The 26,286-nt window shown below is 67.8% G+C and carries 20 protein-coding genes; 15 read left to right on the top strand and 5 right to left on the bottom strand.

Features of this window, described 5'->3' with window-relative positions:
• Nucleotides 1-166: 166 nt before the first annotated feature.
• From QZH52_RS11155 to QZH52_RS11120, 8 genes are all read left to right on the top strand, one after another.
• The gene (locus tag QZH52_RS11155) at nt 167-364 is read left to right on the top strand and encodes a hypothetical protein (RefSeq protein ID WP_301808136.1); all 198 of its coding nucleotides are present in this window, start codon (nt 167-169) and stop codon (nt 362-364) included.
• A 14-nt stretch (nt 365-378) separates the two neighbouring features.
• Nucleotides 379-609 (top strand): hypothetical protein, encoded by a 231-nt coding sequence (locus QZH52_RS11150; RefSeq protein WP_301808131.1) that lies wholly within the window; start codon nt 379-381, stop codon nt 607-609.
• A 213-nt stretch (nt 610-822) separates the two neighbouring features.
• Nucleotides 823-1,668, top strand: coding sequence for an STAS domain-containing protein (locus tag QZH52_RS11145; RefSeq protein WP_301808128.1), 846 nt, complete (start codon nt 823-825; stop codon nt 1,666-1,668).
• A gap of 7 nt (nt 1,669-1,675) precedes the next feature.
• The gene (locus QZH52_RS11140) at nt 1,676-2,050 is read left to right on the top strand and encodes an STAS domain-containing protein (RefSeq protein WP_286509564.1); all 375 of its coding nucleotides are present in this window, start codon (nt 1,676-1,678) and stop codon (nt 2,048-2,050) included.
• Complete coding sequence (locus QZH52_RS11135; protein WP_286521049.1) at nt 2,040-2,444, top strand: anti-sigma regulatory factor; 405 nt, start codon at nt 2,040-2,042, stop codon at nt 2,442-2,444. The genes QZH52_RS11140 and QZH52_RS11135 overlap by 11 nt, the downstream gene beginning before the upstream one ends.
• Nucleotides 2,435-3,451, top strand: coding sequence for an ATP-binding SpoIIE family protein phosphatase (locus QZH52_RS11130; protein ID WP_301808120.1), 1,017 nt, complete (start codon nt 2,435-2,437; stop codon nt 3,449-3,451). Before QZH52_RS11135 ends, QZH52_RS11130 begins: the two co-directional genes overlap by 10 nt.
• 1 nt (nt 3,452) lies before the next feature.
• Complete coding sequence (locus tag QZH52_RS11125) at nt 3,453-4,343, top strand: sensor histidine kinase (protein ID WP_301808117.1); 891 nt, start codon at nt 3,453-3,455, stop codon at nt 4,341-4,343.
• A 3-nt stretch (nt 4,344-4,346) separates the two neighbouring features.
• Nucleotides 4,347-6,317 carry a response regulator gene (locus QZH52_RS11120; protein WP_301808114.1) on the top strand — a complete coding sequence of 657 codons (1,971 nt, stop codon included), beginning with the start codon at nt 4,347-4,349 and terminating at the stop codon, nt 6,315-6,317.
• Here the strand turns inward: QZH52_RS11120 and QZH52_RS11115 are convergent.
• Nucleotides 6,298-8,688, bottom strand: a complete 2,391-nt coding sequence (locus QZH52_RS11115; protein ID WP_301808111.1) for an ATP-binding protein — start codon at nt 8,686-8,688, stop codon at nt 6,298-6,300. The two genes, QZH52_RS11120 and QZH52_RS11115, sit on opposite strands and share 20 nt — an antisense overlap.
• 434 nt (nt 8,689-9,122) lie before the next feature.
• On the opposite strand from QZH52_RS11115, the gene QZH52_RS11110 reads away from it, so the two are divergent.
• From QZH52_RS11110 to QZH52_RS11080, 7 genes are all read left to right on the top strand, one after another.
• Nucleotides 9,123-15,455 (top strand): HAMP domain-containing protein, encoded by a 6,333-nt coding sequence (locus QZH52_RS11110; protein ID WP_366919287.1) that lies wholly within the window; start codon nt 9,123-9,125, stop codon nt 15,453-15,455.
• On the top strand, nt 15,446-17,662 hold the full coding sequence (locus QZH52_RS11105; protein ID WP_301808109.1) for a response regulator: 2,217 nt from the start codon (nt 15,446-15,448) through the stop codon (nt 17,660-17,662). The genes QZH52_RS11110 and QZH52_RS11105 overlap by 10 nt, the downstream gene beginning before the upstream one ends.
• A gap of 98 nt (nt 17,663-17,760) precedes the next feature.
• Entirely contained in the window at nt 17,761-17,970 is a 210-nt protein-coding gene (locus QZH52_RS11100; protein ID WP_301808105.1) for a hypothetical protein, read from the top strand.
• Nucleotides 17,970-19,022, top strand: coding sequence for an extracellular catalytic domain type 1 short-chain-length polyhydroxyalkanoate depolymerase (locus QZH52_RS11095; RefSeq protein WP_301808103.1), 1,053 nt, complete (start codon nt 17,970-17,972; stop codon nt 19,020-19,022). Before QZH52_RS11100 ends, QZH52_RS11095 begins: the two co-directional genes overlap by 1 nt.
• 24 nt (nt 19,023-19,046) lie before the next feature.
• Nucleotides 19,047-19,403: a hypothetical protein gene (locus tag QZH52_RS11090; protein WP_301808098.1), complete on the top strand. Its 357-nt coding sequence runs from the start codon at nt 19,047-19,049 to the stop codon at nt 19,401-19,403.
• A gap of 91 nt (nt 19,404-19,494) precedes the next feature.
• Nucleotides 19,495-20,367: a glutathione-dependent disulfide-bond oxidoreductase gene (gene yghU / locus QZH52_RS11085; protein WP_301808095.1), complete on the top strand. Its 873-nt coding sequence runs from the start codon at nt 19,495-19,497 to the stop codon at nt 20,365-20,367.
• A gap of 138 nt (nt 20,368-20,505) precedes the next feature.
• Nucleotides 20,506-20,658, top strand: coding sequence for a hypothetical protein (locus QZH52_RS11080; RefSeq protein ID WP_286521062.1), 153 nt, complete (start codon nt 20,506-20,508; stop codon nt 20,656-20,658).
• Nucleotides 20,659-20,722: 64 nt separating this feature from the next.
• Here QZH52_RS11080 and QZH52_RS11075 read toward each other — a convergent pair whose 3' ends face one another.
• Genes QZH52_RS11075 through QZH52_RS11060 form a run of 4 tightly spaced genes read right to left on the bottom strand, consistent with a single transcriptional unit; the run spans nt 20,723 to nt 26,283 of the window.
• Nucleotides 20,723-22,615, bottom strand: coding sequence for an acyl-CoA synthetase (locus QZH52_RS11075; protein WP_301808087.1), 1,893 nt, complete (start codon nt 22,613-22,615; stop codon nt 20,723-20,725).
• 23 nt (nt 22,616-22,638) lie between these two features.
• Nucleotides 22,639-23,664, bottom strand: a complete 1,026-nt coding sequence (locus tag QZH52_RS11070) for an alcohol dehydrogenase catalytic domain-containing protein (RefSeq protein ID WP_301808083.1) — start codon at nt 23,662-23,664, stop codon at nt 22,639-22,641.
• The gene (locus QZH52_RS11065) at nt 23,654-25,330 is read right to left on the bottom strand and encodes a bifunctional 3-(3-hydroxy-phenyl)propionate/3-hydroxycinnamic acid hydroxylase (protein ID WP_301808080.1); all 1,677 of its coding nucleotides are present in this window, start codon (nt 25,328-25,330) and stop codon (nt 23,654-23,656) included. Before QZH52_RS11065 ends, QZH52_RS11070 begins: the two co-directional genes overlap by 11 nt.
• Nucleotides 25,327-26,283, bottom strand: a complete 957-nt coding sequence (locus tag QZH52_RS11060) for a fumarylacetoacetate hydrolase family protein (protein ID WP_301808078.1) — start codon at nt 26,281-26,283, stop codon at nt 25,327-25,329. Before QZH52_RS11060 ends, QZH52_RS11065 begins: the two co-directional genes overlap by 4 nt.
• Nucleotides 26,284-26,286 lie beyond the last annotated feature (3 nt).

Here is a 26,286-nt window from a genome sequence, read left to right as displayed (position 1 = left end):
TCCCTGAGCCAACGATGTGTAGGCGCTGACACCTGGCATCGCGGCGCGGGCCATGGCGCACCACGCGCTGTCAAAGCGTGAACTAGTTCACTTCCTGGTCGCCCTCGTACGGCGGATACGTCAAATGACATACCAAAGTACTACTTACCCCAGAAGAATCACGTCCATGCAAGAAGACCATGACACCCGACTCGGCTGGTGGACCGAAAAGCCGGACCGCCAGGACCGGGGCTCCTCGTTCGCGCCCCTTCCTCCGCGATCCGAGGAGCGTGATGAGCGCGTCTGGACCAGGGTGGCGGTCATCATCATGATCATGACCGTGTTCGGCCTGTCGCTGCTGCGGCTGGTCGGCGCCATCGTCTGATCCGGGGCGCGGCCATGAACGAGACGCAGGCTGGCACCGAGCGCGCGAAGCCGGACAAGCTCCGGCTCAACAACGCGCAGTGGAGGAGGCTGCAGAGCCTGGCCGGCGCCAGCGAAGAAGCGGCCCCCGTCGAAGCCTCCGCGGTGTCGAGTCGCCTGAGTTCCAACGGCCTGGTCGCGACGGATGGCCGCGGATCGGCGTATTTGACGGTCTATGGGCTGATCCGGTTGAGCCAAGGTCGCTAGGCCGACCGGGCGTTGCCGCGGGTGGGGCAGGCGTGGTCGTGCCTCGCTTTGTGTAGGCCTGCGCCGATCGCGGCGTAGTCCATCGTCCAATTCGGTGCAGCGGGCGCGGGAGTCGCTGTCCCAGTGGCTACCATGCCGAACGACCAGCGCGCACTGCGCGAGGGCCTGGGAGGCGACTCGCGCCGACCCGGAAGACAGTTTTGTGAGGAAACCATGAAGAACGATTACGCGCCACTGCTGGGTGCCCTGAGGGACGAGGAAGAACCGATCATCGACGAGTGGATGGCCGAATTGCCCGGCGCCGACGTCGGTGCCCGGCGCGCCGCTCGCGCCGAGGCCTCCGAGCTCCTGCGCAAGCTGCGTGAAAGCCTGCAGGCCGGTGCGGACCCGGAAGGATTCGAGTCGGCCGATTGGGCGTCCGTGCGCGACACGCTTTCCGGCCTGTCGCGCTCCAGGGCCGCACAGGGCCAGACGGCAGAAGCCACCAGCGTCTTCGTGCTGGCGCTCAAGAAGCCGCTTTTCGCTTCCCTGCAGCGACGGCTCGCCGCCCAGCCGGAGGCCTTGGGGCCTGCGCTCTGGTCCTTGTCGACCACGGTCGACAGGTTGGCGCAGCACACCGTGTCGACCTTCCAGCAGGTGCGCGAGGACATCATCCGGCGCCAGCAGGAAGAACTGCTCGAGTTGTCCACCCCGGTCGTGAAGCTGTGGGAGGGCGTGCTGGCCGTGCCCATGATCGGCGTGCTCGACAGCAGCCGCACGCAGATGGTGATGGAGGCGCTGCTGCAACGGATCCTCGAAACCGGTTCGGGCCTCGCGATCATCGACATCACGGGTGTGCCGACCGTCGACACGCTGGTGGCGCAGCACCTGCTGAAGACCGTCACCGCCATCCGCTTGATGGGGGCCGACTGCATCATCAGCGGGATCCGCCCGCAGATCGCACAGACCATCGTGCATCTGGGCATCGACCTGCAGGGCGTCAGCACCAAGGCGACACTGGCCGATGCGCTGTCGCTTGCGCTGCAGAAGACCGGTTGGCGCATCACGCGCGACAACTAGGACGGCCATGGACCGCATCCCGATTCTGCGCATGGGCGAGACCCTGCTGGTGACCATTCAGGTCGACATGCAGGACCAGACTGCCCTGACCTTGCAGGACGACCTGGCCGGCCAGATCGCCAAGACGGGTGCGTCGGGCGTGATGATCGACATCTCGGCGCTCGAGATCGTCGACTCCTTCGTCGGCCGCATGCTGACCAGCATCTCGGGCATCGCCCGCATCCTTTCCGCCACCACGGTGGTCGTCGGCATGCAGCCTGCCGTGGCCATCACGCTCGTCGAGCTCGGCCTGTCGCTCGAAGGCGTGCGGACCGCGCTCAACGTCGAGCGCGGCATGGAACTGCTCCAGCGCGCGCGCGAGGAGAGTTCCCTTGGCCATTGAACGCGCCGGTACGCTGCCGCTGCAGTCGGAGCACAACATCGTCGCCAGCCGGCAGATGGTGCGCGCGCTGTGCCAGGACCTCAAGCTGACGCTGGTCGACCAGACCAAGATGATCACCGCGGCCAGCGAACTGTCGCGCAACACCCTGATCCACGGGGGCGGCGGCACGATGCGATGGGAGTTCATCGAGAAGAACGGCCGACCCGGGCTGCAACTGGTCTTCGAGGACCAGGGGCCGGGCATCGCCGACATCGCGCTGGCGCTGACCGACGGCTGGACCAGCGGCACCGGCATGGGCCTCGGACTTCCGGGCAGCAAGCGGCTGGTGAACGATTTCGATCTTCAGTCCGAACCTGGCGCGGGAACGCGCGTGAGTATCACCAAGTGGAAGTAGTCACCGGCTGGACCCACAAGTCCTTCCCGGTCGAAGATGCGAGCCGGGTGGGCGAAGCAAGGCGCCATGCCGCACAGCTGGCGGCCGGGTTGGCGTTTTCCGAAGTGGACGCGGGCAGGCTGGCATTGGTCGTGACCGAACTGGGCACCAACCTCCATCGTCACGCGCGCAAGGGCCGCCTGCTGGTCGCCGCGCGCCCGCACGCCCGGGACGTCGAAGTCGTGGCTATCGACGAGGGGCCGGGCATCGTGAACCTGCACCTGTCGATGCAGGACGGCCAATCGTCCGGGCGCACGCCCGGCACCGGCCTGGGCGCGATCCGGCGCTTGGCCGACGATTTCGATATTCATTCATCGGTGCCCGACGGCACGGTGAGCGTGGCGCGCGTCCGCAGGTCGGATGCGCTGCAAGGGCCGGCAGCCTCGGTCCAGATCGGTGCGGTGTGCCTGCCCGCGCCCGGCGAGGCCGTGTGCGGCGACGCCTGGACGGCAGGCCGCCTGGGCGCCCGATTCAGCCTGATGGTCGCCGACGGCCTCGGCCACGGCCCCGAAGCCGCGAAGGCGTCGCTGGCCGCCACCGCTGCCTTCGCTCGCGATCCATCGGTGGCGCCGCGCGAACAGGTCCAGCAGACCCACCGGGCACTGCAGACGACGCGGGGCGCGGCCATCTGCGCCCTGGCCATCGACGGCGCGGCCTCGAGGTTGTCATACTCCGGGGCGGGAAACGTCGTGGGCCGGGTGCTGTCCGGTGTGTTCGACAAATCGATCGTCACGCAGCATGGCACCGCTGGCCTCCAGATCCGGCGTCCGGAGGAAACCGCGATGGAATTGCCATCCCACGCACTCGTGATCGTTCACAGCGACGGCATCGACACGCGCTGGCGCGCCGACCGCATCCTACCTGTGATGAAGAAGGACCCGGCCCTGGCGGCTGCCATTCTGCTGCGCGACCACACGAGACATCGAGACGATGCCACCGTCGTGGTGCTGCGCCGGGAGGACCAGTGACATGACCTCCGAATTCGATCCGGCCGACGGCGCGACCATCGAGGACTGTCGACGGGCGCTGGCAGCGAGCCGCCAGGAGGCGGACGAGCTGCGCGCCGAGCTCGAGGAAACCAACCGCGGCGTGGTGGCGCTCTATGCCGAACTCGATGCCCAAGCCGAGCAACTCAAGCGGGCCACGGAACTCAAGAGCCGCTTCCTCGCCTACATGAGCCATGAATTCCGCACGCCGATCAGCGCGATCCGGAGCATCACGCGCTTGTTGAGCGACCGGGTCGATGGCCCGCTGACCCCGGAGCAGGAGCGCCAGGTCGGCTTCATCGAGTCCAGTGCGGCCGAGTTCGCCGAGATGGTCGACGATCTGCTGGACTTGGCCAAGATCGAGGCCGGCCGCGTCGAGATCTCTCCTGCGTGGTTTGAGATGGTCGACCTGTTCTCCGCACTGCGGGGCATGTTCAAGCCGGTGCTCACGAACCCCGACACCGCGCTCATCTTCGAGGAGCCACACGAACTGCCGCGGCTCTTCACCGACGACCGCAAGCTGTCCCAGATCCTGCGCAACTTCATTGCCAATGCGCTCAAGTTCACGCCGCGCGGCGAAGTGCGCGTATCGGCGGCCCAGGTCGAAGGCGACTTCATCCGCTTCTCGGTGACCGATACCGGCATCGGCATCGCGCCGGAGCATCATGCGGCGGTGTTCGACGACTTCTCGCAGGTCGACTCGCCGGTGCAGAAGCGCCTGCGAGGCACCGGCCTCGGGCTGTCGCTGAGCAAGCAGTTCGCCGAGCTGCTCGGCGGGCGGGTGGAAATCGCCAGCGAACTCGGCAGGGGCTCCGTGTTCTCGGTGACCCTGCCCGTGCAGTTGAACGGATCGATGCTGCCCCCGAAGGGCTGAACCGTGGTCACCGACGTGATAAACACCACCATCGACCGCAGCCGCCACACGGTGCTGGTGGTCGACGACAACCCCACGACGCGCTACTCGACGGCGCGCGTGATCCGCGCCGCGGGCTTCCAGACCAGCGAAGCGAGTACCGGCGGGGAAGCGCTCGCGCTCGCGGCGAGCCAGGTGTCGGCCGTCGTGCTGGATGTGCACCTGCCCGACATCGACGGCTTCGAGGTCTGCCGACGGATCCGCGCCGACCGGGCCACCGCGACGCTGCCGGTCATTCACCTTTCCGGGGCCTTCGTGCGCAACGAGGACAAGGTGACCGGCCTGGATGCCGGCGCCGACGCGTACCTGGTGCATCCGGTCGAGCCGGCGGTGCTGATCGCCACGCTGCAGGCGCTGATTCGCGCCCGCATGGCGGAGGACCGGCTTCGCAGCAGCGAATCGCGCTTCCGGGCGATCTATACGCAGGCGCCCACCGGCATGGCGCTGATCGACGATTCCGGGCGGTTCGTCGATGTCAATCCCGCCATGGTCGCGATGCTGGGGCGTGCGCATGACCAGGTGGTCGGGCAGGCGGTGGCCGCGTTCGCGCCTGACGACTGGGCCGATGCCGTGAGCCAAAGGACCGTGATGGCGGGCGAGGGCGCCGCCTCCTGGCAGTCGGAATTTCCGCTCCACCGGCAAGACGGCAGCCTGGTGCGCCTCGAATGGACGATGTCGGCACCGATCGAGCCGGGGCTTCGCATCGGCATCGCTCTGGACGTTTCCGAACGCTTCGAGCTCGAGGCGCGCCGCCTCGAAGTCCTCGAGCGCGAGCAGGCGGCGCGGGCATCCGCCGAGCGGCACAGCCGCACCAAGGACGACTTCGTCGCCGTGCTCTCGCACGAGCTGCGAAATCCGCTCAATGCCATCGGTGGCTGGGTTCACGTATTGAAGACGGGCAATCGCTCGCCGGAGTTGCTCGAAAAGGGCCTGACCGCGATCGACCGTAGCGTCAAGGCCCAGGCACGGCTCATTTCGGACATTCTCGACGTCTCGCGCATCAGTTCCGGAAAGCTCCGGCTGCACCCCGAATGGAGCGAGCCGCGCGCGCTGATCGCCTCGTCGATCGAGGCGATCAGCGGTGCGATCGCCGCCAAGCACCTTCGCGTCCAGTTCGAGCACGAGGAGGCCGAACAGCCCGCCTGGCTCGATCCGACCCGCTTCCAGCAGATCGTGTGGAACCTGCTTTCGAACGCCGTCAAATTCTCGAATGAAGGCGGCTTGATCCGCATCAGCCTGGCGCGCGAGGCCGATCGCCTGGCACTGTGCGTGCAGGACTGCGGCCGCGGCATCGACCCCGAATTCGTGGCCCATCTGTTCGACCGCTTCACGCAGAGCGATTCGCCGGACAACCGGTCGCACGGCGGCCTGGGGCTGGGCCTGTCGATCGTCAAGAACCTGGCGGAACTGCACGGCGGCGGTGTCACCGCCGAGAGCGCAGGTGCCGGCGCGGGGGCCACGCTGCGTGTCGAGCTGGTGGTGGTGCCCGCCGACGGGTCTTCCCTGGTCCTGACGGAACCCCAGGAGCCGCGGCCCTCTCCCTCCTCCGATCGCGTGCTGGACGGCCTGGAAGTGCTGGTCGTCGAGGACAACGAGGACGCCAGCGCCATGCTGACCCTGGTCCTCGGAGACGCCGGCGCGCATGTCCGGCTGGCGTCCACGTTCGATGAAGCCATGCGGCTGATCGAGGCCCATTGGCCCGATGTGCTGGTGAGCGACATCGGCCTGCCGGGCCGGGATGGCTACGAGCTCATCCGCCTGACCCGGCAGCACGGCGCGTCGCATGGCATGCCGCGCCTGTTCGCCGTGGCGTTGACGGCCTTTGCGCGGCCCCAGGACCGTGCAAAGGCGATCGAGGCCGGCTTCGACGCGCACCTCGGAAAGCCCCTGCAGCCGCATGTCCTGATGAACATCATCAGCGGGAGGACGGGCTAGCCGATTCGAGCAGCACGGCCAGCGCGCCGAGCTCCACGGGCTTGACGAGATGGTGGTCGAAGCCCGCCTTGCGCGTCCCTTCCCGATCGTTGTCGGTTCCCCACCCGGTCTGCGCGACAAGCAGGACCTCGTGCCCCCAGGGGCTTGCCCGAATTCGACGGCACACTTCGTAGCCGTCCATCACCGGCATTCCGAGGTCCAGCAAGACGATGTCGGGTCGGGTGGCTTCGACTTTTCGCAAGGCCGCCTCACCGCCGTAGGCCACCTCGACCTCATAGCCCAGTGCCTGCACGGCAAGCGCCAGACTGTCGGCACTGTCGCGCATGTCGTCGACCACCAGGACGCGACAACCGGCTGCCGCGGACGATTCTCCCGCGCCGGGGGCCTCCTGGTTCGACTCGGCTTCCATGGCGGCCAGCGGCAGGCGGACTTCGAACCGGCTTCCCTTGCCCAGGCCTTCGCTGCTGGCCGTGATGGTGCCGCCGTGCATTTCCACCAGGGCCTTCGCCAGGGCCAGGCCGATGCCCTGCCCGCCTTGGGCCCGGGCCAACGACGATTCCACCTGGCCGAACATTTCGAAGATTCGCTCACCGTGATGCGACTCGATGCCGATCCCGGTGTCGGTCACGCTGACCAGAGCCTGCTGACCCTCGCGCTCGAGGGTCAGCGCGATGGCGCCGCCTCGCGGCGTGTACTTGGCTGCATTGATGAGGATGTTCGAGAAGACCTGTGCCAGTCGCGTCAGGTCGCCTTCGAGTTCGATGGGCCGGGCCGGAATGTGCAAGGCAAACGAGTGGCCGCCGGCATCGATCACCGGCCTGGCGATCTCGATCGCCCGGTCGATCGCCGTCGCCAGTTGGAGCGGCTGCATGCGCAGGCGCAGATGGCCGTGATTCAGGCGGGAGGCGTCGAGCAGGTCGTCGAGAAGATGCGCCATCTGGCTCACCTGCCGGTCGATGACGTCATGGCACCAGGCCGAGGTCGCATCGGCACCACCGATCTTGCGCAACACGGCAATGGCATTGCGGATCGGCGCCAGCGGGTTGCGCAGTTCATGCGCCAGCATCGCGATGAAGCGATCTTTCTGCCGGTCCGCGTCCTGGAGCCGGGTCTCGACCAGCTTGCGCTCGGTGATGTCCATCGTGACGCCGAAGATGCGCACCGGACGGCCGCCAGCGTCGTATTCGACGTGGCCGCGGTGGCCGAGCCAGGCTTGCGTGCCATCAGGCCGCAGGATGCGGAACTCGTGCACGAAGGGCCGATGGCCCTGGATGGCCTCTGCGCGGCGCCGAATGAAGTCCTCCCGGTCGTCCGGGTGAAGCAGGGCCAGCACGTGGGCGGGTGTCGGCACGAAATCCTGTTCGCTGACACCGAAGAGCCGGTAGGTTTGCGCCGACCACCACAGGACGTTGTCCCGCATGTCCATGTCGTAGGCACCCATGCGCCCCGCGCCGAGCGCGAGTTCGAGACGCTGGTGCTCGACCAGCAGGCGCTCTTCGGCCCGCTTGCGCTCGGTCGCGTCGGCCATGATGCTGACGAGGCGATGGGCCCGGCCATCCGGCATCCTGGAAATGACCATCCCGCGGCCCTCGAGCCACAGCTTCGATCCGTCGGCCCGCACGATCCAGTACTGGGCGGGGAAGGAATCTTGCCGATCCGCCAACTCGCGGAATCCGGCGGCGAGATGGCGGTGGTCCGGATGCAGCGCGGCCACGTATTCATCGTCGGGGCCACCCACGCAGCCCCGCCCGTCCGGCAGGCTGAGCCCGAAGAGCGCCATGCCCTCCGGGGTCCAGGACCTGGTCAGCGACTGGTAGTCGGTCTCCCAGGCCCCCATTCCGCCGGCCTGCAAGGCCGACCGGAAGCGCAGCTCGCTTTCGTGGAGGGCGGCCAACCGGTCTCGCTCGGACGCCAGCTGCCGGGCCGCGAGAACCTGTTGCGTGGTCTCGGTGCATTGAACCAGGACGCCGCCGATGCCACCGGGTGCGCTCTCGTCGTCGATCGGACTGTAGCTGTAGGTCCAGTAGACATCCTCACGCCGGCCGTACCGGGTGATCGGCACCAGATGATCGACATGCCAGGTCGCCCCGCCCCCGCTCAGGACCTGTTCGATCTGCGGGAATATCACTTCCCAGATCTCGGCCCAGACTTCGCGCGCGGGGCGCCCCAGCGAGCCGGGATGGCGCTCGGGACCGATCGATTCCCGATAGGCGTCGTTGTACAGGCAGGTCAACTCGGGGCCCCACCACACGTACATCGGATGCCCGGTGTTGAGCATGAGGCGAACGACGGTGCGCAGGGACTGCGGCCACAGCGCCGGGTCGCCGAGGGAGGAGGCTGACCAGTCATGGGCCCGTATCAGGGTGGCCATCTCGCCTTTCCCTGCCATGAACGCCGGGCCGGGGTCGTACACAGTGGAGGCGTCCGGGCGTGCGGGTGCTGGCATTGTCATGGTCGACTGGGTTCCGCCGTCCGGCGGTGTTCGGGTGCCTGGAGGCGCAAGGAGTGAAAGGGCGCTGGAACGAGTCTATGGCAATGTGGCGGGCATTGGGCATTGGCGCAAGTCGCGAGGTGCGCGAGTCGATCGCGCCTTGGTGTAGGAGAGGACCGCGTGGCGAGACTGCCGCCCCGCCTACGCCGGAGGTGCTCGCACAGAGGTCAAATACCGCGCATTGCGTGTTCGCACTGTCGCTGTGAACGGGGGAGCCATGCACGGGTCGAAAGGCCCCTGTTACAAAATTGGACCACGGCCTACACTTCCCCGCCAGCCGCTGCAAGTCACCTTGGTCGAACCACGAGGCACAAATGAAAGTCCTGGAACACGCCCCTGTCACGGACAGCGCCAACGACGAAATGGCCGTCCTGCTCGATGCGATGACACGCCTTCGAAAGGGCGATGCCAAGGTCCGGCTTCCAGCCCAGTGGGTGGGATTGCCCGGGAAGGTCGCCGACATTTTCAATGAACTGGTCGAGCAGAACGCCACGCTCGCGTCCGAGCTGGTGCGGCTGCGGCAAGTCGTGGGCAAGGAGGGCAAGCTCAAGCAGCGGGCCGTGATGGCCGAGACCCGTGGCTTCTGGGGCGAATCGATCGCCTGCGTCAATTCGCTCATCGACGACCTGGTGCATCCGACCAGCGAAGTCGCCCGCGTGATCGGGGCCGTGGCGCAGGGGGACCTGTCGAAGAGCATGGCGCTCGAGGTGGAAGGGCGCGAACTGGAAGGCGAGTTCCTGCGGACCGCCAGGACCATCAACAAGATGGTCGAGCAGCTGGGCAACTTTTCCGCCGAGGTGACCCGCGTGGCGCGCGAGGTCGGGACCGAAGGCAAGCTGGGCGGGCAGGCCAAGGTCAAGGGCGTGGCCGGTACCTGGAAGGACCTGACCGATTCCGTCAATTCGATGGCCGGGAACCTGACGGACCAGGTGCGCAACATCGCCGACGTCACGACGGCTGTCGCCAAGGGCGACCTGTCGAAGAAGATCGACGTCGACGTGAAGGGCGAGTTCCTGACGCTCAAGAACACCATCAACACGATGGTCGACCAGCTGCGCTCCTTTGCTTCGGAGGTGACCCGGGTGGCACGCGAGGTCGGCACCGAAGGATCGCTCGGCGGCCAGGCGCGCGTGGAAGGCGTGTCGGGGACCTGGAAGGACCTGACCGATTCGGTCAACTCGATGGCCGGCAACCTGACGAGCCAGGTGCGCAACATCGCCGACGTCACCAAGGCGGTAGCGGCCGGCGACCTGTCGAAGAAGATCACGGTCGACGGCAAGGGCGAGATCCTGGAGCTCAAGAACACGGTCAACACGCTGGTCGACCAGCTGCGCTCGTTCGCCGCCGAGGTGACCCGCGTGGCGCGCGAGGTCGGCACCGAAGGCAAGCTGGGCGGCCAGGCCGACGTGCAGGGCGTGGCCGGGACCTGGAAGGACCTGACGGAGTCGGTCAACTTCATGGCCGGCAACCTGACCTCGCAGGTGCGCAACATCGCCGAGGTGACGACCGCGGTCGCCGCCGGCGACCTGTCGAAGAAGATCACGGTGAACGTCAAGGGCGAGATCTCCGAGCTCAAGAACACCATCAACACGATGGTCGACCAGCTGCGCTCCTTCGCCGCCGAGGTGACGCGCGTGGCGCGCGAGGTCGGCACCGAAGGCAAGCTGGGCGGCCAGGCCGACGTGCAGGGCGTGGCGGGCACCTGGAAGGACCTGACCGACTCGGTCAACTCGATGGCGTCGAACCTGACCTCGCAGGTGCGCAACATCGCCGACGTCACGAAGGCCGTGGCCGCCGGGGACCTGTCGAAGAAGATCACGGTGGACGTCAAGGGCGAGATCCTGGAGCTGAAGGCCACCATCAACACCATGGTCGACCAGCTGTCCTCCTTCGCGGACGAGGTGACGCGTGTCGCACGCGAAGTCGGCACCGAAGGCCGGCTCGGCGGCCAGGCTGAAGTCAAGGGCGTGGCCGGCACGTGGCGCGACCTGACGGAATCGGTCAACTCGATGGCCGGCAATCTCACCAGCCAGGTGCGCAACATCGCCGACGTGACCAAGGCGGTGGCGGCCGGCGACCTGTCGAAGAAGATCACGGTCGACGTCAAGGGCGAGATCCTGGAACTCAAGGCGACGATCAACACCATGGTCGACCAGCTGCGCTCGTTCGCCGCCGAAGTGACGCGGGTGGCGCGCGAAGTCGGCACCGAAGGCAAGCTGGGCGGCCAGGCCGACGTGCAGGGCGTGGCCGGCACCTGGAAGGACCTGACGGAGTCGGTCAACTTCATGGCCGGCAACCTGACCTCGCAGGTGCGCAACATCGCCGACGTGACCAAGGCGGTGGCGGCCGGCGACCTGTCGAAGAAGATCTCGGTCGACACCAAGGGCGAGATCCTCGAACTCACCAACACCATCAACACCATGGTCGACCAGCTGTCGTCCTTTGCCGCCGAGGTCACGCGGGTGGCGCGCGAAGTGGGCACCGAAGGCAAGCTGGGCGGCCAGGCCGACGTGCAGGGCGTGGCGGGCACCTGGAAGGACCTCACCGAATCCGTCAACTCGATGGCGTCGAACCTCACTTCGCAGGTGCGCAACATCGCCGACGTGACCAAGGCGGTGGCGGCCGGGGACCTGTCGAAGAAGATCACGGTCGACGTCAAGGGCGAGATCCTGGAGCTGAAGAACACGGTGAACACCATGGTCGACCAGCTGCGCTCGTTCGCCGCCGAAGTGACGCGGGTGGCACGGGAGGTCGGCACCGAGGGCATCCTGGGCGGCCAGGCCGACGTGCAGGGCGTGGCGGGCACCTGGAAGGACCTGACGGAGTCGGTCAACTTCATGGCCGGCAACCTGACCTCGCAGGTGCGCAACATCGCCGAGGTGACGACCGCGGTGGCCGCCGGCGACCTGTCGAAGAAGATCACGGTCGACGTCAAGGGCGAGATCTCCGAGCTCAAGAACACGGTCAACACCATGGTCGACCAGCTGCGCTCCTTCGCCGCCGAGGTGACGCGCGTGGCGCTGGAGGTGGGCACCGAGGGCATCCTGGGCGGCCAGGCCGATGTGCAGGGTGTGGCGGGCACCTGGAAGGACCTGACCGATTCGGTGAACCTGATGGCGTCGAACCTGACCTCGCAGGTGCGCAACATCGCCGACGTCACCAAGGCGGTGGCCGCGGGGGACCTGTCCGAGAAGATCACGGTCGACGTCAAGGGCGAGATCCTCGAACTCAAGGCGACGATCAACACCATGGTGGACCAGCTCTCCTCCTTCGCGGCGGAAGTCACGCGCGTGGCGCGCGAGGTCGGCACCGAAGGCCGGCTGGGCGGACAGGCCCAGGTGCGCGATGTGTCGGGCACCTGGAAGGACCTGACCGAGAACGTCAACTTCATGGCGGGCAACCTGACGGGCCAGGTGCGCGGCATCGCCAAGGTGGTGACGGCGGTCGCCAACGGCGACCTCAAGCAGAAGCTCACGGTGGAGGCCAAGGGCGAGATCGCCGCGCTGGCCGAGACCATCAACAGCATGACCGACACGCTGGCCACCTTCGCCGACCAGGTGACCAGCGTGGCGCGCGAGGTGGGGGTCGAGGGCAAGCTCGGCGGCCAGGCCAAGGTGCCTGGGGCCGCCGGCACTTGGAAGGGGCTGACCGAGAACGTCAATCAGCTCGCGGCCAACCTGACGACGCAGGTGCGCGCGATCGCCGAGGTGGCGACCGCGGTGACCCAGGGCGACCTGACGCGCTCGATCACGGTCGAGGCGCAGGGGGAAGTGGCGGCGCTCAAGGACACCATCAACGAGATGATCCGCAACCTGAAGGACACGACGCAGAAGAACACCGAGCAGGATTGGCTGAAGACCAACCTGGCCAAGTTCAGCCGCATGCTGCAGGGCCAGAAGGACCTGCTGACGGTGGGCCAGCTGATCCTTTCGGAGCTGGCGCCCGTCGTCGGCGCGCAGCAGGCCGAGTTCTACCTGCTGACCTCCTCGGGCGGCGCGCCCAAGCTCAAGCTGTTCGCCAGCTACGCCTCGGGCGGCCACGCCGCGCACGGCAAGGAAATCGACCTGGGGCAGGGCCTGGTCGGGCAATGCGCGATCGAGAAGTCGAAGATCCTGCTGACCAACGTTCCGAGCACGGCCTTCAAGGTGGCCACCGGGCTGAGCGAAGGCGCGGCGATGGACGTGATCGTGCTGCCGGTGGTGTTCGAGGACGAGGTGCGGGGGGTGCTCGAACTGGCGTCGCTCGAGCGCTTCAACCCGTCGCACCAGGCCTTCCTCGACCAGCTGACCGAATCGATCGGCATCGTGATCAACACGATCTCGGCCAACATGCGCACCGAGGACCTGCTGACCCAGTCGCAGTCGCTCGCCGAGGAACTCCAGAATCGCCAGCAGGAACTGCAGCAGACCAACGAGGCGCTGCAGGAGAAGGCCCGGCTGCTGGTGCACCAGAACCAGGAAGTCGAGAGCAAGAACCAGGAGGTCGAGCAGGCCCGCCAGGCGCTCGAGGAGAAGGCCGAGCAGCTGGCGCTGACCTCCAAGTACAAGTCGGAGTTCCTGGCCAACATGTCGCACGAGCTGCGCACGCCGCTGAACAGCCTGCTGATCCTGTCGGACCAGCTCTGCAAGAACGCGGAAGGCAACCTGACGGAGCGGCAGGTGGAGTTCGCCAAGACGATCCACCTTTCGGGCAACGACCTGCTGATGCTGATCAACGACATCCTCGACTTGTCGAAGATCGAATCGGGAACGGTTGCCGTCGAGGTGAGCGAACTGCGGATCGACGACCTGCAGCGCTCGGTCGAGCGCAGCTTCCGCCACGTGGCGGAGGCCAAGCACGTGGGCTTCGGCATCCAGTTGGGAGATACGCTCCCCGAGGCGATCGTCACCGACGTCAAGCGCCTGCAGCAGATCATCAAGAACCTGCTCTCCAACGCCTTCAAGTTCACCCACCACGGGTCGGTGGGGCTCTCGGTCGGCGTCGTCCAAGGCGGCTGGTCGCGCGACCGCGAGGAGCTCAACCGGGCGAGCCAGGTGATCGCCTTCGCCGTTTCCGACACCGGCATCGGCATCCCCGCGGACAAGCAGCAGATCGTCTTCGAAGCCTTCCAGCAGGCCGACGGCTCGACCTCGCGCAAGTACGGCGGCACCGGTCTCGGCCTGGCGATCAGCCGCGAACTGGCGCGGCTCCTGGGCGGCGAGATTCGCCTGACGAGTGTTCCGGCGCAGGGCAGCACGTTCACGCTGTTCCTGCCCCAGAGCTTCAGCCCGGCGCGCGGGCGCGGTGTCCGTGCCGGCGGCGCGGACCTGCCGGCACCCCTGCCGGCGCCGAAGACCCGTCCGGCCTCCGTCGCGGCCACGATCGAGCCCGTCGACGTGCTGGCTGGCGTCGACGCTGCAGGCGCGGAGGCCGTGGCCGCCGAATTGCACGCGCTGAACGTGGCGGGGGACGACCGCGACGCGCTGCTGCCGGGCGACAAGGTGGCGTTGATCGTCGAGAACGAACTGGCCTTCGCGAAGGTGCTGCTGCAGGCCGCCCGTCGCGCCGGGTTCAAGGGACTGGTCAGCTCGACCGGCGCGGTGGCGCTGGCGCTGACCGGCGACCACCGCCCGGCGCTGATCACGCTGGACATCCACCTGCCCGACATGCAGGGCTGGCGCATCCTGGAACGCCTGAAGGCCGACCTGGCGACGCGGCACATCCCGGTGTGCGTCGTGTCGACCGACGATTCGCGCGAGCGTGCCCTGAACTCCGGCGCCGTGGGATTCCTCGCCAAGCCCTTGCAATCGATGGACCAGGTGGACGCGGCGATGGGGCAGCTGCATCGCTTCGTGTCGACGGGATCGCGCAGGCTGCTGGTGGCCATGCAGGGTTCCGACGCGCGGGCAGCGCTGGTGGATGCCTTCGACGGTTCCGAGGTGACGATCTCGCTGGCCGAATCGAGGGAGGCCCTCGCCCGCGAGATCGCCCAGGGGCCGGTGGACTGCCTCGTCACGGACGGGTCGGTGCCGGGGTTCAGCCCGGCGGACCTGTCCGAGGCGGTCGAGGGGAGGGCCCCGGTGCATCAGCTCCCGGTGATCGTCTTCGACCGGGCCGCCGCCGGGCCGCGGTCGGCCGCGTGGACCCGCGGCCTCGACGGCGCGGCATGGCGCAGCGTGAGCAGCACGGACGCGTTGATCGACAGCAGTGCGTTCTTCCTGCATCGCGCCTTTGCGCTGATGTCCGACCCGGAGCGCCGTGCCGTCGAGGCCGCGAACGACGCCGCCTGCTCGCTGGCGGGCCGCAAGGTGCTGATCGTGGACGACGACATGCGCAACATCTTCGCGCTGGCCACCGTGCTCGACCAGCAGGGCATGGCCATCGTGACGGCGGAGAACGGCCGCGACGCGATCCGGCTGGTGCAGGAGGACGAGGACATCGACATCGTCCTGATGGACATCATGATGCCGGAGATGGACGGCATGCAGACCATGCGCGAGCTGCGCCGCCTGCCGCGCGGCAAGCAGCTGCCCTTGGTGGCGGTGACCGCCAAGGCCATGAAGGGCGATCGCGAGAAGTGCATCGAGGCCGGGGCGTGGGACTATCTGTCGAAGCCGGTCGACACCAACCACCTGCTGGTCGTCCTGCGGGGCTGGCTGTGCAGCTAGCACCGAAGAACGGCCCGGCGCCGCAGGGAGACACGCCCGGCGGCGAGCGCGCCAACATCCTGATCGTCGACGACCTGCCGGAAAAGCTGCTCGTCTTCCGGACGGTCCTCGAGGAGCTGGGCCAGAACCTGGTGATGGTGCGTTCGGGCGCGGATGCGCTGCGCGAGATCCTCCAGCGCGAGTTCGCCGTGATCATGCTCGACGTGAACATGCCCGGCATGGATGGCTTCGAGACCGCCACGCTGATCCGCAACCACCGGCGCAGCGCCCATACGCCGATCATCTTCATCACCTCGTACGCGGACGAGATCCAGACCGCCCGCGGCTATTCGCTCGGTGCGGTTGACTACATCCTCTCGCCGGTCGTGCCGGAGATCCTGCGCAGCAAGGTCGGCGTGTTCGTGTCGCTCTACCTGATGCAGCGCCAGGTCGAGCGGCAGGCCGATGCGCGGGCGGCGATGATGGCCTCGGACGCCGCCCGCCGCCTGGCCGAGGAGAACGACCGGCGCTCCGCCTTTCTGGCCGGTGCGAGCCAGGCGCTCAACCGATCCCTGGACATCCAGGTTGCGATGCAGGAGCTGGTCGCCCTGCTGGTGCCGGAGCGGGCCGCCACGGCGCTGGTCTGGATCGCGGACCCCGAACTCGGCCGAGGCTCGTTCGCGATCGCGGCCCGCACCGCGGGCGGCGGGTCCGCGACGGTCGCGTTCGGCGCCGACCTGGCGCCGGCCGATGCGGTCATGGCCGCGCTGCAGGAAGCCGCGACCTCGCGCCGCGTGGCGTGGGTGGCGGACGCGGCGATGCCGCTGCGCCCGGGCGCACTCGGGCATCCCGACGGTGATCTCGGCGAAGCCGCCCTGGCGTCCGTCGCCGCCGTCCCCTTGCTCTTTGGAGAGCGCGTGCCGGGTGTGCTGCTGGTGGCGTCGGCCGAGGACGGCGCCTGGATGCGGGAGGCCGACCTGACCCTGGTGCACGAGGTGGCGACGCGGGCCGGGGCGGCGTTCGAGAACGCGCGGCTCTATCGCAACCTCCAGCATGAGATCGTCGAGCGCCAGGCGGCGCAGCAGGAGCTGCAGCAGGCGAGCCAGCGGAAGGACGAGTTTCTCGCCATGCTGTCCCACGAGCTGCGCAATCCGCTGGCCTCGGTCCACACGGCCATCGAGATCATCCGGCGGGTGGCGGACAAGCATCCCAAGGTGACATGGGCGCTGGACCTGGCGGGTCGCCAGCTGCGCCAGATCACGCGTCTCATGGAGGAGCTGCTGGACGTCACGCGCATCAGCCAGGGGAAGATCACGCTCAAGTGCGATCCGGTCGACCTGAGGGTGGTCGTGGCGCACAGCGTCGAGACCGTGCATCAGCTGCTGGAGAGCCGGCGCCAGGTGCTCGGCGTGGCGATGCCGGAAGCCCCGATCTGGATGGATGCGGATGGCGCGAGGCTCACGCAGGTCATTGCCAACCTTCTTCACAACGCCGCGAAGTACAGCCCGGAGTCGACGCCGATCGACCTGCGGGTGGTGGTCGACGACGAACGCGTCGAGATCACGGTGCGGGACGAAGGCATGGGCATCGATGAAGAGCTGCTGCCGCGCATCTTCGATCTTTTCGCGCAGGGCAAGCGTGGCCTGGATCGCTCGCAAGGCGGCCTGGGCGTCGGACTGACCTTGGCCCGGCGGCTGGCCGAGATGCACGGAGGCCGGATCGAGGTGCACAGCCGCGGCCGCAACCTCGGGTCCGAATTCCGGGTGACGCTGCCCCGCAGGGCGACGCTGCGGGCCAGTGCGCCGCCGGGGTCCTTGGCGGGTCCCGCGCGAGACGGTCCCCCCGAACGCATCCTGGTGGTGGACGACAACGTCGACGCCGCGCAGACCCTGGCAACGATGCTGGAGATGGAGGGGCACGCGATCCGCACTGCAGGCGATGGCGAAGAGGCCCTGGAGGTCGCCGCGCAGTTTCAGCCGGCGGTCGTGCTGCTCGACATCGGCTTGCCGCGACTGGACGGCTACGAGGTCGCGCGGCGCCTGCGTGCCGGTGGGGGCACCGGCTTGCTGCTGGTCGCACTCACGGGATATGGGCAGTACGAAGACCGGCGGGCGGCCTTGGACGCCGGCTTCGACTGCCATTTCGTCAAGCCGGTCGAAGCGGACAGCCTGCTGGCGTGCATCCGGGCGTGGCGAGCCCGCGCCGCCGCCCCGACGCTCGGGGCGTAGGACGGCGGCCACCTTCGATCGGGCAAAAATGCTGCGCTGCGGCATCGGCAGCCCGGCGACAGTCGCTTATGTCGACCGCCGGTCGAGACGGAGGCTCCATGAGCAACCCCTGGATGAAGAAGAATCCCTTGATGAGCATGTGGCTGAGCGCGGCCAACAAGGCGGTCGGCTCGGCCCGCGGTCAGTCCGCGGCGGCCGCCAGGCGCCAGGTCGGCGCCGCGCAAGCCGAGGCGACTCGGCAGATCGTCGATTTCTGGAGTGGCAAGACGGCCCGCACGACCGTCGCCAAGCGGAAGTCGCGCCGCTGATGGCGCGACGCAAAAGGTCCGGAGGCTGGCTGGGCGTGGTCGCCCGTGGCATGGAGGCGATCACGCGCAGCACCGTGCGCGCCGGTACGCGGGCGGTCGGCCAGACAGTCAAGCCGGTGATCGAGAAGCGGCGCCCGCCTGCGGGTGCGGGCCAATGGATCCAGGGCCTGGCCATGGGTGCGACCGGCATGCGCCGGTTCCGCCTGTATCGGCCACCCGGCATCAAGTTCGGCGAGCGCCTGCCGCTGATGGTCATGCTGCATGGCTGCGGACAAGATGCGAAGTCCTTCGCCGCCAGCACGCGCATGAACCTGATCGCAGCCCGGGAACGCTTCCTGGTGCTCTATCCCGAGCAGGACAGGGTGTCGAATCCGCAAGGTTGCTGGAACTGGTTCGATACGTCGTCGGGACGCGCCTACGGCGAGGCGGCGCTCGTCATGAAGGCGATCGACCAGGTCTGCCTGATGTACGCGGTGGACCGCACGCGCATCGCTGTGGCGGGCCTGTCGGCAGGTGCCAGCATGGCGGCGCTGCTCGTCGCCAGGCATCCGGACCGTTTCGCCGCGGTGGTGATGCACTCGGGCATACCGCCCGGGACCGCGCATTCCACGCTGTCCGCGCTCGGCGCCATGCATGGCCATCGCGCCACGAAGCCCCTGGCGGCGCCGCCGCTGGGGCGGGCTGCTGCCGGCTGGCCGCCGTTGATGGTGATCCATGGCGCCGGCGACAGGGTGGTCGCGGCGTCGAACGGGCTCGCCGCGGTTCGCGCCTGGGCCGACGCCATGGGCGCGACCTCGAGCAAGGAGCGCACGCTGCAACGGGGCAAGCGCTACCCGGCGACCGTGACCGACTTCAAGCAGGGGGCCAGCACGGTGGCGACCCTGGTGGAAATCGACCGGCTCGGCCACGCCTGGAGCGGCGGTGCTGCCGGCCAGCCGTACAGCGACGGCGCAGGGCCCGACGCGTCTCGCATGGCCTGGGCTTTCGCCGCCAGGCAGTTTGGCGCCCGCCATGCTGCAGCGCGTCATTACATCTCTTCGAGGCAGCACTAGACTGGTGCCCCGAAGGAGCGGCAGATGAGCTTGCGAAGAAGCTTTTCGAGTGACCTGAACGGAACGCGCGGCGTGCCGCCCGATCCTGCGCTGCCTGCGCCGCTGTCCGATGCCGAACTCTGCGAACGCGCCGTGCGGGCCATCTGGCGAAGCCTCGACGAGCATGAACTCGTCGACGAGGCGGTCCGGGACGAGCTCGCCATGGTGCTCGAGCCGCTGACCGCACTGCCACTGGGGCCGCGGGCCCAAAGGCTGATCGACACGCTGAGGCTGCCGGACCCCATCGATCCCGCCCACCTGTACTGGCTCACTCGCCGGCTGCTGACGCTGGTGCCGGAGCTGCAGGCCACAGCGGCGGCGCTTCCGAAGACCCGCGCCTAGCTGCCGGCGCCCTCGTGCGCCGATTCGCTCTAAAGTCGGGCTGCGCGGACCTTGCTGCCGCGCTACTTCACCCGCACCCGGAGCGCCACGCATGGACGAAACATCGGACTACACCCCACCCAAGGTCTGGACGTGGAACAAGGCCAACGGCGGGCAATTCGCCAACATCAATCGTCCGGTGGCCGGATCGACGCACGACAAGGAACTCCCGGTGGGCCGCCATCCGCTGCAGCTCTATTCGCTGGCCACGCCGAACGGCGTCAAGGTCACGGTGATGCTGGAGGAGTTGCTGGCGCAGGGGCACGCGGGCGCCGAGTACGACGCCTGGCTCATCAGGATCAACGAGGGCGAGCAGTTCGGCAGCGGCTTTGTTGCGGTGAACCCGAACTCGAAGATTCCCGCGCTGATGGACCGCAGCGCGCCGACGCCGGTGCGGGTGTTCGAATCGGGCGCCATCCTGTTGTACCTGGCCGAGAAGTTCGGCGCCTTCCTGCCGACCGTCCCGGCGGAACGGGCGGCCTGCCTGTCCTGGCTGTTCTGGCAGATGGGCAGCGCCCCCTACCTGGGCGGCGGCTTCGGCCATTTCTACGCCTACGCGCCGACCAAGATCGAGTACGCGATCGACCGCTTCGCGATGGAGGTCAAGCGCCAGCTCGACGTGCTCGATCGGCGGCTGGCTGAAACCCCGTACCTGGCCGGCGACCACTACACGATCGCCGACATGGCGGTCTGGCCCTGGTACGGCGCGCTGGCCAAGGGCCTGGTCTACGGGGCCGGCGAGTTCCTGCAGGTCGAGAGCTACACCCATGTTCAGCGCTGGACCGACCGGATCGCCGAGCGGCCCGCCGTGCAGCGCGGGCGCAGGGTGAACCGGGTCTGGGGCGACCCGGACAGCCAGCTGGCCGAGCGCCACGACGCCGGGGATTTCGAGTCCGGAGGACATGCGCTGGACGCCGCTCCCTAGGCTTGTCGAGGGCATACGCTAGCACAGCCGCGGCGGGAAAAAAGGACCTAGATCACAAAACAACCCAGTCCATTTGGAGGGTTCACAGACGGCGGCCGGAGGCGCAAAGTCGCTCCATTGTCGAATCGGGAGCAGACCATGGACTCAGCAATTCTCACCCTTGGCGCACTGGCGGTCGTGGTGGTGGCCGGCTGGGCCATCGACCTGCTGCTGCACCGCACGCCGCAGACGCGGATGCAGCGCATGATGGCGCAGCAGCTGCGACGCTCCACGCGGGCCATCGAAGGCTGATCAGCCGTCGTCGAGCGCCGACGTCAAGCGGCGCTTGCCGCGCTCGCGCGGCGCACGAACACCCTCATCGATCGCCGCTCGTCCACGAAACGTCGAAGCGGAACGGGAACTGACCCAGGACCTCGCGGGCGATTCCTGCGGCGGCGCCGTCCGCCAGCGCGACCTCGATCTGAATCCCGAGACGCGGGTCGTTGATGACCTCGAGCCTAGAGGTCAAGGCGGCGGCGTCGTGCAGCGCAGTGCGCAGCGCATCCGCGATCTCGCGCTGCCTGAGCTCGGGCTTGAAGATCTTGCCGACGCCAGTGAGCGGCATGGCCGTGACCAGCCTGATCGCCTTCGGCACCGCTGCGCGTTCGGTGATCTGCACCTTGGCAAAGGACATCAACTCGTCCTCGGTCACGCTAACGTCGGGCCTGAGCTGCACATAGGCGACCGGCAGTTCGCCCGCATGCACGTCGGGGCGCCCGACCGCGGCGGCGAGTTGCACGGCCGGATGCCGGTGCAGTGGCTCCTCGATGCTTGCGGGGTCAATGTTGTGGCCGCCCCTGATGATGAGCTCCTTCCGTCGACCGGTCAGGTAGAAGTAGCCGTCCGCGTCCTGTCGGCCGAGGTCGCCGGTGTTCAGCCACCGCCTGCCGTCTCCCAGGTCTGGCCAGAGCCCTTTGCCCTGATCGGGGTCGCGATAGCCGGCAAACACATTGGGACCGCTGATCGCGAGCACGCCCGCCTCTCCGACCGCGCAGTCGCGCACGTAGGCTCCTGCGTCGTCCAGCACAACGGCTTTCATGGCCTGCAACGGCACGCGCAGCCCGATCGACCCGGTTCGCCGCTCGCCCAGCGGAGGATTGCAGGTGCTGGCGCAGGTTCCCTCGGTCAGCCCGTATCCCTCGAGAATCTTCAAGCCCGTCGATTCCTGGAAGGATCGCATCAGTTCCAACGGCATCGGTGCGGCCCCGCAGAGCCCGTATTCCAGCGAACTGAGGTCGCGGCCCTGCGTCGGCTGCTGCATCAGTGCCGCATAGACCGTCGGAACACCGCTGAAGAAGTTGATCCGATGGTGCTCGACCAACTCCCAGAAGTGCTTGATGACACCATCGCCGCGATAGCCCGCAGGCGTCCCGAGGATCACGTGTGCGCCGCGTGAGAATGGCAGCAAGCCAGTCACCAGGACGCCGTTCACGTGGAACAGGGGAAGACCGCAGAAAAGGGTCTTTCCCACTGCAATTCCATCGCCGAGGAATCGTCCGATGCTCCAGGCGTTGGCCACCTCGTTCGCATGGGTGCGCATCGCGATCTTGGGCGCGCCAGTGGTACCGCCGGTGCAGAAGTAGGAGGAGCGATCGCCGGGGTGGATCACGCGCTCGCTGATGAGGCGGTCCACCGGCTGCAAGCGCAGACCTTGCTCGAAGTCGTGTATCTTGAAGCCATCCTTTGCCTTCCCCTTGACCCCGGGGATCTGACCGGCCAGGTCGACCAGCACAACGTGTTCGAGGCTGCGTACTCGACCGAGCAACGGCTGCAGTTTCGGCCACAGATCCGTGCCGGAAACAGGTCGAAGCGTGATCAGCACCTTCGCTTCCCCAGCAGCAAGCAACTCGACGATGGCCGCCGGCTCCAGCATGGGATTGATGGCGAACGCGATGCCGGCCGCTTGGCCGCCCCAGATAGCGAGATGCGTCTGTGGCAGATTGGGCAACGCGAAGGCGACGACATCGTTGGCGCCAACTCCCAGTTCGTGAAGGAAGTTGGCAGTGGCCGTGATGCGAGAGAACAGCGTCTTGTAGGTCCAGATTTCCGGCCGCGCATGATCTTCGACGCGGGCAAAGAACGATAGCGCTGGCGCGTCGGGATGGGCGCGCGCTGCAGCGCCGATCATCTCGTAGGTGCTGTCCGGCAGCAGGCCGCTGTGCTCGCTTTCGAGAGCGAGAATGTCTGCGATGGAAGCGATTCCATTCATGTTTTTACCCAATGTCTGTGGCGTCACGGCAGCAGGACCGCTCGGCCGGGTTGGCCGCTTGACACATGGTCGAACGCAGCGATGGCATTGCCGAAGGGCGCAGCGATGCCGATCGGCAGCGCGAACGCTCGGGCTCGAACGCCCGCGGCGAGCGCTTCGAGAGCATCGCGGTCGGGCTTGAAGATGGTCCAGGAGTAGCTGGCTTTCGGTGCGCGTGAAGCGACGATGGCGCCAACCTGCCGACGGTCGCGGCGGCTGGTCCACGCACCGCCCAGCCATCCGAACCGATCAAAGTTCGCAAGCAACGGGTGAACCGTGGTCGCATGGCCCAAGGCTCGCGGGCTGAGTCGCGACGCCAGCAGAGCATCTTCGTCCCAGTTCGCGAAGTTCAGCACCACGTCGAAATCCGAGGACAGCGACTCGATGCAAGCGGGGCTGTGCTCGACGGCCACCTGGGCGCCGAGCTCGAGGGCGGTCTGTCGTTGGCCCTTCGCGCAGATTGCGGTGATCGCGCAGCCCCAAGGGCGAAGCACCTGCATTGCCAAGCGCCCCAGGCCACCATTGGCGCCGTGAATCAGCACGCGGGCCCACTGAGCGCTCGTTGGATTGATTCCGGTCGAGCGCAGGGCGAGCCACATCGTGGTGAACGAGTAGGGCAGCACCGCGAGCGCGGCCGGGTCCGCGTCTTTCGGGGCGGGCAGCAAGAGGTCCTGCGGCACGACGACGTGCGATGCGTGCGCACCGCCCGCGCGGCCGGTGCCGAGCAGACCGAACACGGGCTGCCCGCGCGCGAAGCGGGTCACACCGGCGCCCAGGGCTTCGACGATGCCGGCGACATCGTTGCCGAGCACGAGCGGAAAGCGCGCCGCGCCCTTGAGCCCGAGCAGTCGCCGGCCATAGCCGGTCGCTCGCTTGACGTCGATCGGATTGACCGTGGTCGCCTGTACTCGCACCAGCACCTCGCCCGCACGCGGCTGAGGCAGCTCGACGCTGCGCGCGGCCAGGCGCGGTGGCGTTGCCGTCTCGACACATACCAGTTCACGCCGCATGTCGGGCTCCCTGCAATTCGCGGGCCGGAGTCGGCGATGTCGCCGAAGGCGACGAAGCGGGCGGCGCGACAAGCTCAAGCGCTCGCCGCAGCATCGCCTCGGCATCGGACGCCGGCCCTTCGGCCAGCACGCAGCGGTCGGGCCTCACGATCGCGACCCACCCCAGCGGAGCCCGGCGCGGCAGCAGGGCTTCGTCGAGCGCCTCCAGCCGCTGCGCTGGCGGCGCGAGATGCTGAGCCTGCGAACGCTGGCACCACTGCCAAACCCGTCCACCCGCAGCTTGCCAGCGCTGCAGCAGTTCGGCCGGCATTCCGGCCGATGCGTCCACACCAAAGCCGATCAGTGCCCATTGCAGTCCCAGGGCATCGTCGCTGAGGATCGGCGCGCCGCCTGTGGCCGGCCGCACCCAGCCTTGCGGCAGCATGGCACCGGCACGCAGCCGATCACTGCCGCGCACGCGCCAGAACAGGCCCTCATCGAAGGTGTTCTGTGGCTTGATCCTCAAGTCCTCGAACAGCGCGCGGCCGGCCGGCAGCAGGCGCAGCAGGCTCATCAGGCCGTGCACGGCAAACGCGACGGCGCGGTTTTGCGGCATGACAAGGGCGCCGAGCGTGAGCGCAAGGCGGATGATCTTCCTCGCGTGGGGACGTCGTTCGGTGTCGTAGCTGTCGAGCACGCGCTCGTTCGCCCGTCCCTGCACGACCCAGGCGAGCTTCCAGGCCAGATTGGCAGCGTCGCGCAGCCCGGCGACCAGACCCTGGCCGGCGAACGGCGGCGTGATATGCGCAGCATCTCCGGCGAGAAAGCAGCGGCCCTTGGAGAAGCGCCTTGCCTCGCGCGCATGGAAGCGGTAGACCGCCGTGCGTTCGATCCGGATGCGCTCGCTGTCGCACCATGGCGCGAGCAGCCGCCGCACCGATTCCGGCCGCTCCATCTCTTCCGGCCGCTCGCCGGGGCGAAGCATGAACTCCCAGCGCTGCCGTCCGCCGGGTGCCACCATGCGCGGCGTCGGGCGCCGCGGGTCGCAAGTGAACTCGACGTGGTCGATCGGATCCGGCACGTCGAGCGCATCGACGATCAGCCAGTCCTGGTGGAAGCTTCGGCCTTCGAAGTCCAGCCCCAGCGTGCGTCGTACCAGTGAATTTGCGCCGTCGGTGCCGATGAGGTAGCGCGCACGGACATGGGTCTCATTGCCGACCGCGTCCTCCAGCCGCGCCTGGATGAAACGGCCATCGTCCACGAAGGCCGCGAGTTCACTGCCGAGCCGCAGCTCGATTCCCGGGTATTGCGCGAGCTTTTCGCGCAGCACGCGCTCGAGCTCGGGCTGGTAGAAGGTGACGAGTGCCGGGTGGCCGTCGATGATGCCGGCGCTGTTGATCCGGGCGAAGGGGCCGAACAGCGGGGACCGGTACTGCACCTGCGGTATGGCGACGGTCTCGAACTCGCCGTCGCGCACACCGGCCAGTTGAAGTATGCGCAGAGCCTCGTTGTCGAGCGCGATCGCGCGCGGCTTCTCGAAGATGGCGGTCGCCTTGTCGATGGCAAGTACGCGCACGCCGTAGAGGCCGAGCAGGTTGGCCAGCGCCGCGCCGACCGGGCCGAGCCCGACCAGCAGGATGTCGGTGTCGAGGCGCGGCACCGCCAGACGGGAGGATGTCGCGTTCATGGTGCGGTGATGGCGGTCGTCTGTTCGCCCAGGTCGATGGTGCCGTCGTCGGTGCGGATCGACGCGCTGATGTGGTCGCCAGGGCGCAGGTATGCAGGGTTGGCGCGCCCCTTGCCGATGAACATCCGCCACTTGCCGGCGTCGCTTATCAGGTGCTTGACGATGAACATGGCCAGCTTTCCGGGCGCGCGCGCGGCACAGCCCGCCGGCGTGCCGGTGGCGATCAGGTCGCCGGGTAGCAGGTCCTGCAGCGCCGCGAGCTCGGTGATCGTGGCCGCGGGCCCGTGGATCATCTCGGTGCAATAGGCGTCCTGTCGCGTCTGGCCATTGACGGTCAGGCGCATGTGCAAGTCGGGCCAGCGCGCCCATTCCTGCGGCGTCAGCAGCACCAGACCGGGTCCGACCGGGCCGAAGCCTCGATAGCTTTTGCCTTTGTAGAACTGACCTTGCGGCAATTGAACGTCACGTGCCGAAAGGTCATTGACGATCGTCACCCCCGCCAACCACCGCGGCAGATCGTCAGGGCCGACTTGTGTGCCGGCCGGCACTGGATGGCGCAACACCAGGCCAAGTTCTATTTCATAGTCAAGCAACTGCACATGCGCGGGGCGGACCACGGGCACGTCGGCCGCCGTGATGCTGGAAGGCGCCTTGGTGAAGATCGTGTTGAAGGGGAAGTCTTCGACGCGCAGTCCCGATTCGGCGATGTGGCTGCGATAGTTGACGCCCTGGCAGATGAACTGCTGGTGACGAGTCACCGGCGGCAGAAGCTGGACGCGCTCGAGCGGCACTGTCGCTTGTGCAGCCTCAACGGACCACAGCAACTCCCAGTGGCCGGAGAGCAGCTCGCCGGTGCTGGGCGCATCGACTTGCAAGGGGGCGATGAGGCGTCCGAACTGAACTCCCCAACGGGGCGTGCCGGCTTCGGCATAGCGAATGATTGTGCGTGACATGGG

The sequence above is a fragment of the Variovorax ginsengisoli genome (assembly GCF_030486595.1).
Taxonomy (GTDB): Bacteria; Pseudomonadota; Gammaproteobacteria; order Burkholderiales; family Burkholderiaceae_C; genus Variovorax; species Variovorax ginsengisoli_B.
This window is presented reverse-complemented; position numbering and strand designations above follow the sequence as displayed.

Bases quoted from the DNA above. Each gene is read 5' to 3' on its own strand.
- QZH52_RS11145 (WP_301808128.1), top strand. From the start codon at position 823: ATGAAGAACGATTACGCGCCACTGCTGGGTGCCCTGAGGGACGAGGAA.
- QZH52_RS11075 (WP_301808087.1), bottom strand. From the start codon at position 22,615: ATGAATGGAATCGCTTCCATCGCAGACATTCTCGCTCTCGAAAGCGAG.
- QZH52_RS11140 (WP_286509564.1), top strand. From the start codon at position 1,676: ATGGACCGCATCCCGATTCTGCGCATGGGCGAGACCCTGCTGGTGACC.
- QZH52_RS11070 (WP_301808083.1), bottom strand. From the start codon at position 23,664: ATGCGGCGTGAACTGGTATGTGTCGAGACGGCAACGCCACCGCGCCTG.
- QZH52_RS11060 (WP_301808078.1), bottom strand. From the start codon at position 26,283: ATGTCACGCACAATCATTCGCTATGCCGAAGCCGGCACGCCCCGTTGG.
- QZH52_RS11090 (WP_301808098.1), top strand. From the start codon at position 19,047: ATGAGCTTGCGAAGAAGCTTTTCGAGTGACCTGAACGGAACGCGCGGC.
- QZH52_RS11150 (WP_301808131.1), top strand. From the start codon at position 379: ATGAACGAGACGCAGGCTGGCACCGAGCGCGCGAAGCCGGACAAGCTC.
- QZH52_RS11125 (WP_301808117.1), top strand. From the start codon at position 3,453: ATGACCTCCGAATTCGATCCGGCCGACGGCGCGACCATCGAGGACTGT.
- yghU (WP_301808095.1), top strand. From the start codon at position 19,495: ATGGACGAAACATCGGACTACACCCCACCCAAGGTCTGGACGTGGAAC.
- QZH52_RS11095 (WP_301808103.1), top strand. From the start codon at position 17,970: ATGGCGCGACGCAAAAGGTCCGGAGGCTGGCTGGGCGTGGTCGCCCGT.
- QZH52_RS11155 (WP_301808136.1), top strand. From the start codon at position 167: ATGCAAGAAGACCATGACACCCGACTCGGCTGGTGGACCGAAAAGCCG.
- QZH52_RS11115 (WP_301808111.1), bottom strand. From the start codon at position 8,688: ATGGCCACCCTGATACGGGCCCATGACTGGTCAGCCTCCTCCCTCGGC.
- QZH52_RS11065 (WP_301808080.1), bottom strand. From the start codon at position 25,330: ATGAACGCGACATCCTCCCGTCTGGCGGTGCCGCGCCTCGACACCGAC.
- QZH52_RS11080 (WP_286521062.1), top strand. From the start codon at position 20,506: ATGGACTCAGCAATTCTCACCCTTGGCGCACTGGCGGTCGTGGTGGTG.
- QZH52_RS11110 (WP_366919287.1), top strand. From the start codon at position 9,123: ATGAAAGTCCTGGAACACGCCCCTGTCACGGACAGCGCCAACGACGAA.
- QZH52_RS11100 (WP_301808105.1), top strand. From the start codon at position 17,761: ATGAGCAACCCCTGGATGAAGAAGAATCCCTTGATGAGCATGTGGCTG.